Origin of the sequence: Candidatus Seongchinamella marina (assembly GCF_026262685.1) — a bacterium.
Classification (GTDB): Bacteria; Pseudomonadota; Gammaproteobacteria; order Pseudomonadales; family Halieaceae; genus Halioglobus; species Halioglobus marinus.
Genome location: NZ_SHNP01000002.1, coordinates 208,871 through 224,034, shown reverse-complemented (window position 1 = coordinate 224,034; position 15,164 = coordinate 208,871). Strand labels below are relative to the sequence as shown.

The 15,164-nt window shown below is 52.6% G+C and carries 13 protein-coding genes; 4 read left to right on the top strand and 9 right to left on the bottom strand.

Annotated elements, in window-relative coordinates; translation table 11 throughout:
- Nucleotides 1–6: 6 nt before the first annotated feature.
- Entirely contained in the window at nt 7–129 is a 123-nt protein-coding gene (locus EYC87_RS06045) for a hypothetical protein (protein ID WP_007227891.1), read from the bottom strand.
- 194 nt (nt 130–323) lie between these two features.
- Here EYC87_RS06045 and EYC87_RS06040 point away from each other — a divergent pair, with 194 nt between their 5' ends.
- The 3 genes from EYC87_RS06040 (at nt 324) to EYC87_RS06030 (ending at nt 3,729) form a co-directional block, all read left to right on the top strand.
- Nucleotides 324–1,979: a nitrite/sulfite reductase gene (locus EYC87_RS06040; RefSeq protein ID WP_279252094.1), complete on the top strand. Its 1,656-nt coding sequence runs from the start codon at nt 324–326 to the stop codon at nt 1,977–1,979.
- Nucleotides 1,972–2,403 carry a DUF934 domain-containing protein gene (locus tag EYC87_RS06035; protein ID WP_007227719.1) on the top strand — a complete coding sequence of 144 codons (432 nt, stop codon included), beginning with the start codon at nt 1,972–1,974 and terminating at the stop codon, nt 2,401–2,403. The genes EYC87_RS06040 and EYC87_RS06035 overlap by 8 nt, the downstream gene beginning before the upstream one ends.
- 156 nt (nt 2,404–2,559) lie before the next feature.
- A complete protein-coding gene (locus EYC87_RS06030; RefSeq protein WP_279252093.1) occupies nt 2,560–3,729 on the top strand; it encodes a cation:proton antiporter domain-containing protein in 1,170 nt (389 codons plus the stop codon).
- A gap of 1 nt (nt 3,730) precedes the next feature.
- Here the strand turns inward: EYC87_RS06030 and EYC87_RS06025 are convergent, their stop codons facing one another.
- From EYC87_RS06025 to EYC87_RS06015, 3 genes are all read right to left on the bottom strand, one after another.
- A complete protein-coding gene (locus EYC87_RS06025) occupies nt 3,731–4,558 on the bottom strand; it encodes an FHA domain-containing protein (protein WP_279252092.1) in 828 nt (275 codons plus the stop codon).
- Nucleotides 4,559–4,707: 149 nt separating this feature from the next.
- Nucleotides 4,708–5,637 carry an electron transfer flavoprotein subunit alpha/FixB family protein gene (locus tag EYC87_RS06020; protein WP_279252091.1) on the bottom strand — a complete coding sequence of 310 codons (930 nt, stop codon included), beginning with the start codon at nt 5,635–5,637 and terminating at the stop codon, nt 4,708–4,710.
- The gene (locus EYC87_RS06015; RefSeq protein ID WP_279252090.1) at nt 5,634–6,386 is read right to left on the bottom strand and encodes an electron transfer flavoprotein subunit beta/FixA family protein; all 753 of its coding nucleotides are present in this window, start codon (nt 6,384–6,386) and stop codon (nt 5,634–5,636) included. Before EYC87_RS06015 ends, EYC87_RS06020 begins: the two co-directional genes overlap by 4 nt.
- Nucleotides 6,387–6,711: 325 nt before the next feature.
- On the opposite strand from EYC87_RS06015, the gene EYC87_RS06010 reads away from it, so the two are divergent.
- Nucleotides 6,712–8,364: an electron transfer flavoprotein-ubiquinone oxidoreductase gene (locus EYC87_RS06010; RefSeq protein ID WP_279252089.1), complete on the top strand. Its 1,653-nt coding sequence runs from the start codon at nt 6,712–6,714 to the stop codon at nt 8,362–8,364.
- Between the two features lie 105 nt (nt 8,365–8,469).
- On the opposite strand, the gene EYC87_RS06005 is transcribed toward EYC87_RS06010, so the two are convergent.
- The 5 genes from EYC87_RS06005 to lon form a co-directional block, all read right to left on the bottom strand.
- Nucleotides 8,470–8,982, bottom strand: coding sequence for a DUF1285 domain-containing protein (locus EYC87_RS06005; protein ID WP_279252088.1), 513 nt, complete (start codon nt 8,980–8,982; stop codon nt 8,470–8,472).
- Nucleotides 8,983–9,009: 27 nt separating this feature from the next.
- The gene (locus tag EYC87_RS06000) at nt 9,010–10,194 is read right to left on the bottom strand and encodes a phosphoglycerate dehydrogenase (RefSeq protein WP_279252087.1); all 1,185 of its coding nucleotides are present in this window, start codon (nt 10,192–10,194) and stop codon (nt 9,010–9,012) included.
- Nucleotides 10,195–10,213: 19 nt separating this feature from the next.
- Nucleotides 10,214–12,094: a SurA N-terminal domain-containing protein gene (locus EYC87_RS05995; RefSeq protein WP_279252086.1), complete on the bottom strand. Its 1,881-nt coding sequence runs from the start codon at nt 12,092–12,094 to the stop codon at nt 10,214–10,216.
- Between the two features lie 113 nt (nt 12,095–12,207).
- Entirely contained in the window at nt 12,208–12,483 is a 276-nt protein-coding gene (locus EYC87_RS05990) for an HU family DNA-binding protein (protein ID WP_007227657.1), read from the bottom strand.
- A gap of 187 nt (nt 12,484–12,670) precedes the next feature.
- Nucleotides 12,671–15,082 carry an endopeptidase La gene (gene lon / locus EYC87_RS05985; RefSeq protein WP_279252085.1) on the bottom strand — a complete coding sequence of 804 codons (2,412 nt, stop codon included), beginning with the start codon at nt 15,080–15,082 and terminating at the stop codon, nt 12,671–12,673.
- Nucleotides 15,083–15,164: the final 82 nt, after the last annotated feature.

Here is a 15,164-nt window from a genome sequence, read left to right as displayed (position 1 = left end):
TGGATGTCAGGATGGCATTCCTGAAAGCCACAGGTACATGGTCAGAACGACCAGTGAAATTACCGCTGTGGCGGCTATCGCGTCTGCTGAGCCGTCGCCATCTTCTTGGTTGTTGATATCTTCAGTCATTCTAGGGTTCCTGTAGTGGGTCTTGGGCGGTCGCCATTATAGCAGCTCGTCAAAGAATCCCAAGCACAGACTTGCTCCTGATATATTGTTCTAACCTTATGAAAATTATAACTATTTGACTGGATGCATTTTCTGGTAAAGTGCCGCCTGCTAAAACTGCGCCACACCCTGCCACAGAAACACAGGAACCGTAGATGTACGTTTACGACGAGTACGACCAGAAAATTGTTGATGAGCGTGTCTCCCAATACCGGGACCAGACACTGCGTTATCTGGATGGAAAGTTAAGCGAAGAGCAGTTTCTCCCTCTGCGCCTGCAAAATGGTCTTTACGTCCAACGCCTGGCACCGATGTTACGGGTCGCAGTCCCCTATGGACTCCTCAATAGCCATCAGCTTCGCAAGGTGGCTCAGCTGTCGCGCGACTATGATAAGGGCTACGTTCACATCAGCACGCGGCAGAACATCCAGTTCAACTGGCCGGCGCTGGCAGAAGTGCCTGACATGCTGGCGGAACTGGCAACCGTGCAGATGCACGCTATACAAACCTCGGGCAATTGTATCCGCAACACCACTACGGATCAGTACGCCGGTGTCGCCACCGATGAGCTTGAGGACCCCCGCCCCTGGTGTGAGATTATTCGCCAATGGTCTACCCTGCACCCCGAGTTTGCATTCTTGCCCCGCAAGTTCAAAATCGCCGTCTGCGGCAGCGACGAAGACCGTGCGGCTATTCATGCACACGATATTGGCATTGAGCTGGTGCGCAACAACGAGGAAGAGAGTGGCTTGCGTATACTGGTGGGCGGTGGCCTTGGTCGCACGCCCGTCATAGGCGTTGAAATATGCGACTTCCTAGAGCCCAGCCATCTACTCACCTACCTGGAAGCGATTTTGCGGGTTTACAACCAGCACGGACGTCGCGACAACAAATACAAAGCCCGCATCAAGATTCTCGTCAAAGCCATGGGTATCGCTGCATTCCGTGAGGCGGTAGAACAGGAGTGGAAAAGCCTGAAAGGTGGGGCAAGCACACTCACCCAGAATGAAATAGATCGCGCCAAATCTTTCTTCACTGAACCCGCTTACGCCAAGCTGGATGCTGCTGAGACAGCCGCCACGCTCAACTCACAATGCAAGATTGATCTGATTTTTGCTAACTGGGTCAAGCGCAACACGGTGGCACATCGGGTCAGCGGTTACCGAATTGTTAACATATCACTTAAAGCCACTGGCTACGCACCAGGTGATATCACCGACACACAGTTAGAATTAATCGCCGACCTCGCGGACAAGTACTCTTTTGGCGAGGTTCGCACTACGCATCAGCAAAACCTGGTACTGGCGGATGTGGAGCAAACCCAGCTCAAAGATTTGTGGCATTCCCTGCAAAAAGCCGGACTTGCCACGGCTAACATTGGCTATCTGACAGACATGATCTGCTGTCCTGGCGGAGATTACTGCTCTCTTGCCAACGCCAAATCTATTCCCGTTGCGGAGGCAATACAGTCGCGTTTCGACGACATGGACTATGTTTACGACCTTGGCCCTCTGGAACTAAACGTCAGTGGATGCATGAACGCCTGCGGGCATCACCATATTGGCCACATCGGTATTCTCGGGGTTGATAAAAAAGGCCAGGAGTTTTACCAGGTAAGCCTGGGGGGGCACCAGGGCAAAGATGCATCCATAGGCAAAATTCTCGGTCCCTCCTTCAAACAAGACGATATGCCTGAGGTGATCGACAAGCTTCTCACTACGTTTGTGGGCTTACGCCAGCAAGAAGAAACTTTTCTAGAGACTTATCGCCGGGTCGGCATCGGTCCCTTCAAGGAGCGTGTTTATGCCTAAGCTAATTAAGAACGGCAAGATTATTGAAGACCAAAGTCCGGAGGTATTGGATCTGGAGCAATGGCTACAGGCGAATGACAGGGCCACCCGCGCTGTGATGCTGGAGCCCGGCGAGACCCTCGCGCCGCTGCTGGAGCACATAGACGACATTCCACTGGTACTGGTCAACTTCCCGACCTTTATGGATGGCAGGGGGTTTTCCTACGGTAGAGAACTGCGCGAGCGCGGATACCGGGGCGAATTGCGAGCCGTTGGGCACTTTATGCGCGACCAGCTAACCTATCTTTCTCGCTGTGGCTTTGACGCCTTTCAATTTGAAGATGAGCAAGAGTTAGAAGAGGCACTGGCAAGTCTTGCCGATTTCAGCGAATACTATCAGGCATCTGTTGACCAGCCAGAACCCCTGTTTCGGCGTCGCGCCTGAACGGATTTCCTATCCATCAGTGGATTGTTACACTCTCCCTGTAATTGTTGCTCCCCTGCGGGCGATAATGCGGTAGTTGCAAGAATAGAACCTGGAGCCACTGGGTTGCCGTCGTTGCGGAGACAACGAAAGAAGATCAACCGGAGCCGCGCCTGAATGGATGTATCGATCACATTCTCTTTTTTCCTGATATTCACCGGGGCCGCTGTCTTTGCTTCCCTGGCGCTGGCCACCCGGCAGCCGCTGCTTATCGCCTACATCGCCCTGGGCGCATTTATCGGGCCCTATGGTCTTTCTCTGGTGACAGACACCAAGCTATTGGCTGACATCGGTCACATCGGCATCATCTTTCTGCTATTTTTGCTGGGACTGGACATGCAGCCCCAGGCGCTCTGGTCTACCTTACGAAAGTCTACGGTCGTTGCTCTGGCAAGTTCCGTGTTATTTCTCGCCATGGGCTTCGTCGTTGCCAAGCTGTCTGGCTTCTCCGACCTCGATGCGCTGATCGTCGGGACGGCAATGATGTTCTCCTCGACTATTATCGGCATCAAGCTACTGCCAACCACTGTGCTTCATCATCGTCATATAGGTGAATTGATGATTGGCATGCTATTGCTCCAGGACTTGCTGGCGATTCTGGTATTGGTAGTACTGTTTAGTGCTGCGGGAGAAGGCGATGGAATGGGCAGTGCACTCGCTCTCTCGATGCTCGGCTTGCCCTTGCTTGCTGGAAGTGCTCTGGTCATTGTTCGCTTTGTTCTGCTACCCTTAATCACGCGCTTCGACCGCTTTCATGAGTATATTTTCCTGCTGGCACTGGGATGGTGCCTGGGCATGGCAGAGGCCGCAAAGGCATTGGGACTGTCGGAAGAAATAGGAGCGTTCATTGCCGGTATCACCATCGCTACCAGCCCTATTTCCCAGTACATTGCCGTTAACCTGAAACCATTGCGCGATTTCTTCCTGATCTTATTTTTCTTCTCCGTGGGTGCGCGATTCGACCTGACAATGCTGCAATTGGTGTGGCTACCGGCAGTCGTTCTCGCGACTCTGGTACTGACCGTAAAACCTGCAGCTTACCGCTGGTTACTCAAGGGGGTGAGCGAAAAGCGAACCCTGGCATGGGATCTTGGTTTCAGGTTGGGGCAGGCATCGGAGTTCTCGCTATTGATTGCCTACGTTGCTACGAGTGCGGCACTCATCAGCGATAAAGCCTCGTTATTGATACAGGCAACGACGATCATAACGCTGGTCGCTTCTTCTTACATTGTCGTATTCAACTACCCTACTCCGATCGCCATTAGCGACCGTCTGCGGCGAGACTGAGCTAGAACGTTTCGCCGGGGCTAAGGGACTTAAAAAGGAGGTCGACCTTGCCAAGGCGCAACGTATCCCCATCAGTCAATACGCCCCGGTCGATTTTCTCACCATTGATACGTGTACCGTTAGTAGAGTTCAGGTCCTCCACATGCCAGGTATTTGACTGGAGATTCACCCTGGCGTGCACAGAAGAGATGGTGATATCGGAAACTTCAAGGTCGTTGGAGGTAGCGCGACCCAAGTCCCATGTGCTTTTACCAGCGGGCAGCGGCAGCAAAGTATTGCGCCCCGACTGACTGACAATCATGAACACCGCGGCATTTTTATCAGCGCCCACAGATTGTTGCCGCAGTTGATCCACTAACACACCGAGTAGCTTGCTGTTGGTTTGTTTGCTATCAACGGGGGTTTCGTCTTCCGACCAGCCAGGCGGTTTGGGGTAAGACATTCTTAGGCCCGTCACATTGGGATCGAATTGATCAACAACATAGTTCTCATCGATCGCAGCCAGTCGGCCGCCGACGATGGTACCCTGATCGGAAGCGCCCGAGTCCACGACCAAATAGTAGACCTGCCCAATATAAATAATATCGCCGCCGCCAATAATCTCTGGCTTTCTCAGTTGCTGCCCATTTAATGTTGTGCCATTTGTAGACCCGAGATCCTCTATCGTGAGGCGCCCGTCTCGGCGGGTGATCTTTGCATGCTGACGAGAGGCTTCACTGCAATCAACTACAATTTCGCATTCCGGACCCCGGCCCAAAGTAACAGAGCTGCTGATAAGTGGTATCGCTTCACTACTGCTCATGTTCTTAAGGACAAAATAATCTTTCATAGAGGCATTCCTTAACCGGGCTATTGCCGGTGGATACATCCTTAGCTTCGAGACAGTGACCCGGAGACCCTTAAGTCCTTGGGTCTCGCGTAATAACAAACCAAAAAAAACCGGCCTGATCGGCCGGCTTTCACTGGCTCCAGTCCGAATTATAGCTTACTTTCGAACTCAGGCAGTGCATCGAATAAATCCGCGACAAGTCCATAATCCGCAACCTGGAAAATGGGGGCGTCTTCATCCTTATTGATCGCGACAATAACCTTCGAATCCTTCATGCCGGCCAGGTGCTGGATCGCACCGGAGATCCCCACGGCAATATATAAGTCAGGAGCAACAATCTTGCCGGTCTGGCCGACCTGCATGTCGTTTGGCACAAAGCCTGCGTCAACAGCGGCGCGAGATGCACCGATTGCTGCACCCAGCTTGTCAGCAATACCGTCTAACAGCTTGAAGTTTTCGCCATTCTGCATACCGCGGCCACCGGAGATAACAATATCGGCGGAGGTAAGCTCGGGGCGATCTGATACAGCGACTTCTTCACCAACAAACGAAGAAATGCCGGCATCGTGCGCTGAGTCAACCGCTTCAACCGCAGCTGAACCACCTTCAGCTGGTGCTGCGTCAAAAGCAGTGATACGAACGGTGATCACTTTCTTGGCATCTGCGCTTTTAACGGTAGCGATAACATTGCCTGCGTATATCGGACGCTTAAAAGTGTCAGCTGATTCGACAGAAGTGATCTCGGAAATTTGCGCGACATCCAGCAAAGCGGCAACCCGAGGCATCGTGTTTTTGGCATCGGCTGTCGCCGGGGCAATAATGTTGTCGTAGCCAGCACCAACTTCTGCGATCAGCAGGCTAACATTCTCAGCCAACTGGTGCGCGTAGGCCGCATTGTCGGCAACCAGCACCTTACGGACGCCGGCGACAGAGGCTGCTGCCTGGGCTGCACCATCGCAACCTGCACCTGCGATCAGAATGTCGATGTCGGCGCCCATAGCCTGGGCTGCGGTCACCGCGTTAAGGGTGGCACTCTTCAGAGAGCCATTGTCATGTTCTGCAATTACCAGAGTACTCATGAGATCACCTTCGCCTCGTTCTTCAGTTTATCGATCAACTGATCTACATCTTCAACTTTGATACCCGCCTGACGCTCGGCTGGTGGCTCGACACCTACCTGGGTCAAGTGGGAAGTAACTTCAACACCCAGATCAGCGGGTGTGAAAACATCCAGCGGCTTCTTCTTTGCCTTCATGATATTGGGCAAGGAAGCATAGCGCGGTTCATTTAGTCTCAGGTCAGTGGTCACAATTGCTGGCAGGTTCAGAGACAGAGTTTGCAGACCCCCATCTACCTCACGGGTGACATTCATTTTGTCGCCATCGATCACTATTTCTGAAGCAAAAGTGCCCTGGGGCATGCCGGCTAGAGCGCCCAACATTTGTCCGGTCTGATTGTTGTCGCCGTCAATGGACTGCTTGCCAAGAATAACCAGCTGCGGCTCTTCTTTAACGACAACGCCCTTGAGCAATTTGGCAACAACCAGAGGCTCTACGGCGCCCTCGGTTTCTACCTGTATACCACGATCGGCACCCAGCGCCAGCGCAGTGCGAATCTGCTCCTGACAGGGCTTATCGCCAACGGAAACGGCAATAACTTCAGTCGCTATGCCTGCTTCTTTAAGGCGCACGGCCTCTTCAACTGCAATTTCACAAAAGGGGTTAATAGCCATCTTGACGTTATTAAGGTCAACATCACTACCATCGGCTTTGGCGCGCACTTTGACGTTGTAATCAACGACGCGCTTAACGGCAACAAGAACTTTCATGGAATCTCCATTAGTTCAGTAGGGGTGGGTTTACGGTGCCGGAGTGATCAATACATCCCCCCGGTACGTGCTAATTCGGCGAGCTATGGTGCCCACATTGTACCTCCGGGTCAATAGCCATTCGCGACATGAAAATGTTCCAAATGAGACAGACCAAGGATATCCATCATTCATCCCTGTGATGGCCTTTTATCCATCAAAATTATATACTTGCGACCTTTTTTGGAAGCACTGATGCAGGCCTTACCGGAGTGCAGTGCACACAAGTAAAAGTGCTATAGGGCACAGGCCCTGATGATAGCCCGTTACGAGAGAGGACACCGCTGTGGAACGCGAATCTATGGAATTTGATGTTGTGATCGTTGGCGCAGGCCCTGCGGGCCTGTCCGCTGCCTGTCGCGTCATGCAACTGGCTCAGGAAAAAGAGCAGGAAATCACGGTATGCGTGGTAGAAAAGGGCTCTGAGGTCGGAGCGCACACTCTGTCAGGCGCTGTTCTGGAACCACGCGCTCTGAACGAGCTATTCCCCAATTGGGAAGAGATGGGCGCTCCACTAAATACCAAAGTCAAAGGTGACAAGTTCTACTTTTATACCAGTGCTACCGGCGCCATTACTCTGCCGAATTTTCTTATTCCCAAGCCTACCCATAACGAAGGCAACTACATCGTCTCTATGGGCAACGTCTGCCGCTGGCTGGCAGAACAAGCTGAAGTGCTGGGCGTAGAGGTTTATCCTGGTTTTTCCGCCGCTGAGGTGCTGTTCAATGAAGATGGCAGCGTCAAGGGCATCGCTACAGGCGATATGGGGATCAGTGAGTCTGGAGAACACAAAGACAGTTACATGCCAGGCATGGAGCTACATGCAAAATACACCTTGTTTGCAGAAGGTTGTCGTGGCCACCTGGGCAAGCAACTAATACAGAAGTTCGCACTGGACGCAGGCAAAGATCCCCAACACTACGGACTCGGGATCAAGGAAATCTGGGAAATTGATCCCTCCAAGCACGATGAGGGTACCGTAGAACATGGTCTCGGTTGGCCCCTGTCAGAAAATAGCGCAACGGGCGGCGGCTTTTTGTACCACGCTGAAAACAACCAGGTGTATCTGGGGCTAATTACCGATCTCAACTACTCAAACCCGCACCTGAGCCCGTTTGAAGAATTCCAGCGCTGGAAACATCACCCTAGCGTGAGCAAGTTACTGGAGGGCGGCAGTCGCCTGACTTATGGTGCGCGCGCGATCACCAAAGGCGGGTACAACTCACTGCCCAAAATGCACTTCCCCGGTGGCCTGATTATTGGCTGCGACGCAGGCACGCTCAACTCAGTGAAAATCAAAGGCAACCATACGGCGATGAAAAGCGGCATGATTGCGGCAGAGTCGGTGGTAGACGCAATCCTCCAGGGCGAAGACCGCAAAGCCGACCTCGATAGCTTTGCCGAAAGCTTCGAGGCCTCCTGGGCCTATGAGGAGCTCTACACCACTCGCAACTTCTCCGGCTTCATGCATAAGTTTGGCTTTCTGATCGGCTCCGCCATGGTGTGGCTGGACCAAAACGTGTTTGGTGGCAAACTGCCCTTTACGCTCAATGATGACAAGCCCGACTACGCCACGATGAAACCCGCTGCAGAGTCAAAGAAAATTGACTATCCGAAGCCTGATAGCACTATCAGTTTTGACCGTTTGTCTTCGGTTTTCCTCTCTAACACCAACCATGAAGAAGACCAACCCTGTCACCTCACATTGATAGACCCCGAAGTTCCGATCAATGTAAACCTGCCCACGTGGGACGAGCCAGCACAGCGCTATTGCCCGGCAGGCGTTTACGAAATAGTTGAAGACGACGCAGGCAAGCGTTTTCAAATCAATGGCCAGAACTGCGTGCACTGCAAGACGTGCGATATTAAAGATCCTTCGCAGAATATTGTATGGGTAACACCTGAAGGTTTTGGTGGGCCCAACTACCCCAATATGTAGCGCTCCATGCTCCGGCGTTAAAACCAGGGGACTGCAATGATCTAAGGCGAGCTAAGGTTCGCCTTTTTTATTGAGCTACCGGGCTGACTCCAACGAGTCAAGAACCTAAGTGAGCTGGAAGGAAAATGCGCCGGCAGACACCAGTCCGTTGTCATCGGCACAGGCTGCCAGACGATACCAGGCGCCACGAGAAAACAGGGCAGTCAGACCATGCCAGAGCGTGACTGCTGCGACATTATCGACGGACGGGTCGACAAATAACTGATATTCGTCGCCAGGCGTAATCACTTTTCCGGTATTTAACGTTAACTGTAGATCGCCGTCGCCAATCTCTGCGTCGGTCACGATTAACGGATGCAGTTCTACCTGTATTCGCCACTTTTCGGCAGGCGTAACAAGATAGTATTCACCGTCTTCTTCTCGTCGCAAAATACTGGCAAACAAATTACGGAGGGACTCCCTGCGAATAGGCTCTCCGTCATGAAACCAGGTGCCGTCGCGAGCAATACGAATGTCTATATCCCCGGAAAATTCCGGCTGCCAGAGGTGCAAAGGAGGAAAGTCGAAATCGCGACTTCCCTCGACCTGCTGGCTGATAGCCTCTAAATCATCTGCCATCTCTGTGTCGCTCAGAGGCGCCCGGAGTCAGGCGCAGTCACCAATCATGCGGACATTAACAACGCCTTCCAGCGCTCGCATTTTATCCAGAACTTCATCTGAAGTATGGCCCACTACATCAATAAGGTTGTAGGCGATATCATTACGGCTTTTATTGAGCATATCGATGACGTTAATATTTTCATCCGCTAGGATGGACAGCACACTGCCAAGAATCTTGGGAACGTTTTCGTTTGTAACCGACAAACGACAACCGGAAACACGTTCCAAAGACAAGTTGGGGAAATTAACCGAATTGCGAATGTTGCCGTTTTCGAGAAAATCCTTGAGCTGATTCGCCGCCATGATGGCGCAATTATCCTCTGCCTCGTCGGTACTAGCGCCAATATGTGGCATCAGAATCACATTATCTCGACCAATAAGCGCCGGTGAGGGAAAGTCGGCGATGTATTTGCGCAATTTGTCACCATCAAGCGCCTGCACCAAAGCTTCCTCATCGACAATTTCCTGGCGGGCGAAGTTCAACAGACAGGTTCCCTCCCGCGTTGACGAGAGAAGCTCAGCGTTGATAAGCCCACGTGTGGAATCCAGTACAGGAAGATGCAGAGTAATGAAATCACAACGCCCAAACAGCGCTGACAGGGTGTCCGCCTTGCGCACCTGACTCGAAAGCCGCCACGCAGCTTCAACAGAAAGCGCTGGGTCGTAACCGACCACGTCCATTCCCATCGTCAGCGCCATTTCAGCAACCATTGAGCCAATAGCACCAAGACCGACAACGCCTAGCGTTTTACCCTCCAACTCACTGCCCTTGAACTGCTTCTTTTGCACTTCGAGAGTCTTGTTCATCTCGGTCTTATCAGCCATTGCAGACAAGGTATCAACGTACTGTATTCCCTCGACGATTCCGCGCGAGCCGAGCAGCAGACCCGCAGCCACCAACTCTTTTACTGCATTGGCGTTGGCGCCCGGTGAATTGAAGACCGGAATACCACGCTGGCTGCATTCGGCGACCGGAATGTTATTAACGCCAGCGCCCGCTCGGCCAATGGCTAATACCGAGTCGGCGATATCCTGTGCCTGCAGCTTATGACTACGCAACAAAATTGCATCCGGGTGGGAAAACTCGCTGGCGATCTCGTAGCTATCCCGCGGCAGTCGCTCCAGCCCCTTGAGTGAAATCTGGTTTAGTGTCAGTACCTGCTTGGCCATGTCTGTATAGTTTCCTTGATTACAATACGCTGATATCAGCAGAGTCTTGTAGACCTTGCCTGTATTCATTGTCGATCAGCTGGCCGTATTCGCCACCCACAATTTGTTCCAAACCAGCGCGATCAGACTCCGGCAAGCTCGCGAGCTCTCCCGGGCTAACCCTGGTCACTTCATAAACCAGCGCGTCGCCGTTGGCGCTAAGAACGTAATCAATAACTGAACTTCCCTCAGCGGGCGCCGCTAATTGAAACGCGCTCTGCAGTATGTCGGGTGGCACCATCGTGTTGCGACGATCCGCCGCCAATTCGACCTGCCACTGGTACCCCGCACTTGTGGCATAGGCTTCAACCTGCTCTCCAGCTCGCAAGCTGCTCGTCGCCTGCACCGCAGCTGCGTCGACCGCGGCCCTGGCACGCTCGTCAGTCAACTGCGCGACAATAACTCCCTGAACGTCCTCCAGCGGCATCACCTCTGCCGGATGATGCGCTCTAACACTCAGGACTACCCAGTGGTCCTGATCCAGCTCAATGACATCACTGTTGTGACCGGCATTGAGCACATCGTCAGAAAATGCAGCAGCGATGAGTTTGGCGTTTGCAAACAAACCGTCTTTCTGGTCTCTACTGATCTTCTCGGTTTGCCCTATTTGCAAGGAAAGTTCAGTGGCCGGATCAGCGAGGCTCTCTGCATTAAAAGCCAGATCTTTTAACGTCTCAACCATCCGCAACAGCTCAACTCGTGCCTCAGACATGGCCAACTGCTCTTCCAGGCCAGCGCGCAACTCTTCCAGCGGAGGCGCTTCGCCACTGCGGCGCTCGGTCAGTAAAATAATGTGCGTTCCGGCATCGGTCACCACCGGAGTTGATATCCCGTTTAAATCAAGCTCTGCGATGGCCTCTTCCATCTCTGCTGGGAAAGCATCGCCGCTGGTAAAACCCAAGTCACCTCCTGAAGAAGCCGAACCGACATCATCGGAAAGCTCCTGCGCGACGGCAGCAAACGCTTCACCTGCAGCAAGCCTGGACTGCGCGTCTGAGAGTCGCTCCTGGTAGGACGAATCACTTTCATCACCGCCCTGCTCAAAAAGGATGTGAGAAACGCGATTCTCTGTTTGGTACTGACTATTGGCAATTTCCTGCTCATAGGCATCAACAATCATCTGCTCTTCCACAGCTTCACGAAAGCTGTCGCTGCGCAGTTCAATATAATCCAGTTCAACAGCCTCTTCAGAGAGGAAACTGTCAGAGTTGTCAGCATAATACTGCTGGATCTGTGGGTCGCTGATAATCGCTTCGCTGGCATGAGCTTCCAGTGGAATTGTGATGTAACGCAGGTCGCGCTGCTCACCCACAATGCGCGCATTTAACTCAAGTTCGCCGGGAGTCGCAAATTCACTGCCAGCGAGTCCGCTGCGTACCTGACCCACCTTGATATCGTCAGTCAGCGTCGTCTTGAACAATAGAGGGGTAAAGCCTGCCTCTCCGAGCCTTGCACGATACAGCTCCGGGGAGAACTGACCATCCAGCTGAAATTGCTCCATACTGCCAATCAACGCACCGACCTGCGTGTCAGAAACAGTCAGACCCATATCGTTCGCGGACTGCACCAGCAACTTGCGCGAGATCAGCGTCTGCATTGCTTGCTGGGACAGTAACTGATCATCCAGCATTGCCGGATCCAGGTTTTCTCCCATCATTGAAATCAGCTGACGCTTTTGGTTGTTTACGGCCTGTTGTAGTTCCTGCGGGGTGATTTCTTCACCATTCACTTCGGCCACGGCACTGCCGCCGCCGCCCAACAGGATAGATTCGATACCAAAGCCGGCGAAAGCGACGACAATGATACCGACGATGATCTTGGCCAAGGTGCCCTGGCTATTTTTGCGTATGTCTTGGAGCATGGGTTGTTCTCTCGACTCTTAAAAAAAAAGCGCACCTGATAAGTGCGCCTTTCTATGCGTTCAAGGCCTCACCGTCGTGACATAGCAGTCAGTCGCAACGGATGAGGGATGCCTTAGGAGTTAACGGCGTCCTTGAGTGCTTTTCCGGCCTTGAAGCTAGGCACTTCAGACGCCTTGATTTCGATGGCGGCGCCAGTTTGTGGGTTGCGTCCTGTGCGGGCACTGCGGTGCTTCACAGAAAATGTACCAAAGCCAACCAGAGAAACCTGGTCGCCCTTCTTTAAGGCATCGGTCACGCTGTCGACGACTGCGTCCAGAGCACGGCCAGCATCGGCCTTGGACAGGTCCGCGGCAGCGGCGATTGCATCAATCAGTTCAGTTTTGTTCACAGTTATCCCCTTGGAATAGTGGTCAGCTTAATAAGTTATCTTTCGGCCCAGGGTGGGCTAACAGTTCATTTGTCTATTTTCATGCAAGATAGGCTGCAAGCCTTGTTGTAACAGCGTTTGAGCAACTCTGGCAGACCCAAGAACTGTATAACAGAGCGGGAATCCCGGTCAACAACGAACCCGTCTGTTAATGCGTATTTATGCGATTTTTTTCCTCTTCGGCCCCTTCCGGGCCTCCAGAGATGGAGCTTGCCATGTAGTCTTCGTCGCTCAGCGGCTCTGGCATAGATTCCAGGGCGATTGAAAGCACCTCGTCAATCCACTTAACGGGACGAATATTGAGGTGCTCCTTGATATTGTCCGGAATCTCTTTCAGGTCGCGTTCATTTTCCTTGGGAATGATGACTGTTTTAATCCCGCCACGGCGAGCAGCCAGCAATTTTTCCTTCAGCCCGCCAATAGGTAAAACCTCACCTCGCAACGTGATTTCGCCGGTCATCGCAACGTCTGCGCGCACTGGAATTTCAGTGAGCACGGAGACCAGCGCTGTGCACATGGCAACACCCGCACTTGGACCATCTTTAGGCGTAGCACCCTCGGGGACGTGGATGTGAACGTCGTGCTTCTCGTGATAGTTTGCTGGAATACCCAACATCTGCGAACGACTGCGAACAACGGTTGTAGCAGCCTGAATCGACTCCTGCATGACATCGCCCAGAGAGCCGGTTTTGACGTGGCGCCCCTTACCGGCGACCGCCACAGCCTCAATCGTTAGCAGCTCACCACCCACCGATGTCCAAGCAAGCCCGGTGACTTGGCCAATCTTGTTTTCTTCCTCAGCTATGCCGTAGTTATGCTTACGAACCCCCAGCAGTTCACTGAGCATCTCTGCATTGACCGAGCTGCCGCCCTCTCTCTCCTCAAGCGTAATCGCTTTTACCATCTTGCGACAAACCTTGGCTACTTCACGTTCCAGAGCACGCACACCGGCCTCCCGCGTGTAATAGCGAATAATGTCAGTGACTGCGTCTTCTGCAATGAACAGTTCGTCCTTCTTCAGGCCGTTGAGCTTAATTTGCTTGGGAATCAGGTAGCGCTCGGCAATATTGAGCTTTTCGTCTTCGGTATAACCCGGGATCCGAATCACTTCCATTCTGTCGAGCAGCGGTCCCGGTATATTCATGGTATTAGAGGTACACACAAACATCACGTCGGAGAGGTCGTAGTCCACCTCCAGGTAATGATCGTTAAACGCGTGATTTTGCTCAGGGTCCAGCACCTCAAGCATCGCCGAAGCTGGATCACCGCGATGGTCCATACCCATTTTGTCGATTTCATCCAACAAAAATAGAGGGTTTTTGACCCCCGCTTTGGACATTTTCTGCAACAACTTGCCTGGCATAGAACCGATATAGGTGCGGCGATGACCGCGAATTTCAGCCTCGTCTCGCACGCCACCCAAAGCCATGCGCACAAACTTGCGATTAGTCGACCGGGCAATCGATTCACCTAGCGATGTCTTGCCTACACCAGGAGGGCCTACCAGGCACAGAACCGGCCCCTTCACTTTGCGCACCCTCTTCTGCACCGCAAGGTATTCGACGATGCGGTCTTTGACCTCATCCAGGCCATAGTGATCTTCATCAAGAATACGAGTGGCGCGTTTAAGATCATGCTTGACCTTGCTGCGCTTGGTCCAGGGTACGCTAACCATCCAATCAATGTAGCTGCGAACGACCGAAGCCTCTGCGGACATCGGTGACATCATTTTTAACTTGCCCAACTCTGCCTCAGCCTTTTCTTTGGCTTCGGAAGGCATCTTGGCGTCTTCAATGCGCGTTTGCAGTTCATCGAGCTCATTGGGAGCCTCGTCCATTTCGCCCAGCTCTCGCTGAATAGCCTTCATTTGCTCATTGAGGTAGTACTCGCGCTGGCTTTTCTCCATCTGTTTTTTGACGCGACCACGGATGCGCTTTTCCACCTGAAAAAGGTCGATTTCCGCCTCCATCAATCCCATCAGGTGCTCTAGACGGCTGCGAATACTGGAAATTTCAAGGATGCGCTGCTTTTCTTCCAGGTCTACGCTCATGTGTGCTGCAATGGTGTCAGCCAAACGACCTGGTTCGTCAATGCCGGTCAGAGAGGTAAGTACTTCCGCCGGCACTTTTTTGCTCAGGTTGACGTATTTCTCAAACTGGCTGTTGGTAGAGCGAAGCAAGCCCTCAACCTCACCTTCGGGAATATCATCACTGACAATCTCGCGCACGCTGGCTACGGCAAATTCACCCTCGTCATCTACTGCATCGACCGCAGCGCGAAAACCGCCTTCAACCAGTACTTTAATCGTGCCATCTGGCAGCTTAAGTAGCTGCAAAATATTAGAAACAGTTCCTACCTGATAGATGTCATCTGCACCCGGGTCATCATCAGACGCATTGCGCTGAGCCGCCAGTAGCACCTGCTTATCGTTAGCCATGGCATCCTCTAATGCCTCGATAGACTTTTCCCTCCCCACGAACAGGGGCAGCACCATGTGTGGATAGACAACCACATCGCGTAATGGCAGCAGAGGAAGCTCAATAACAGAGGATGAACCCATAATAATCTCCGGGTTGGGCGGAAAAACAATCGTTGTATATCAGTAATGGGGTTTGTTACCCGAAATACAACCGCCAGGGGCT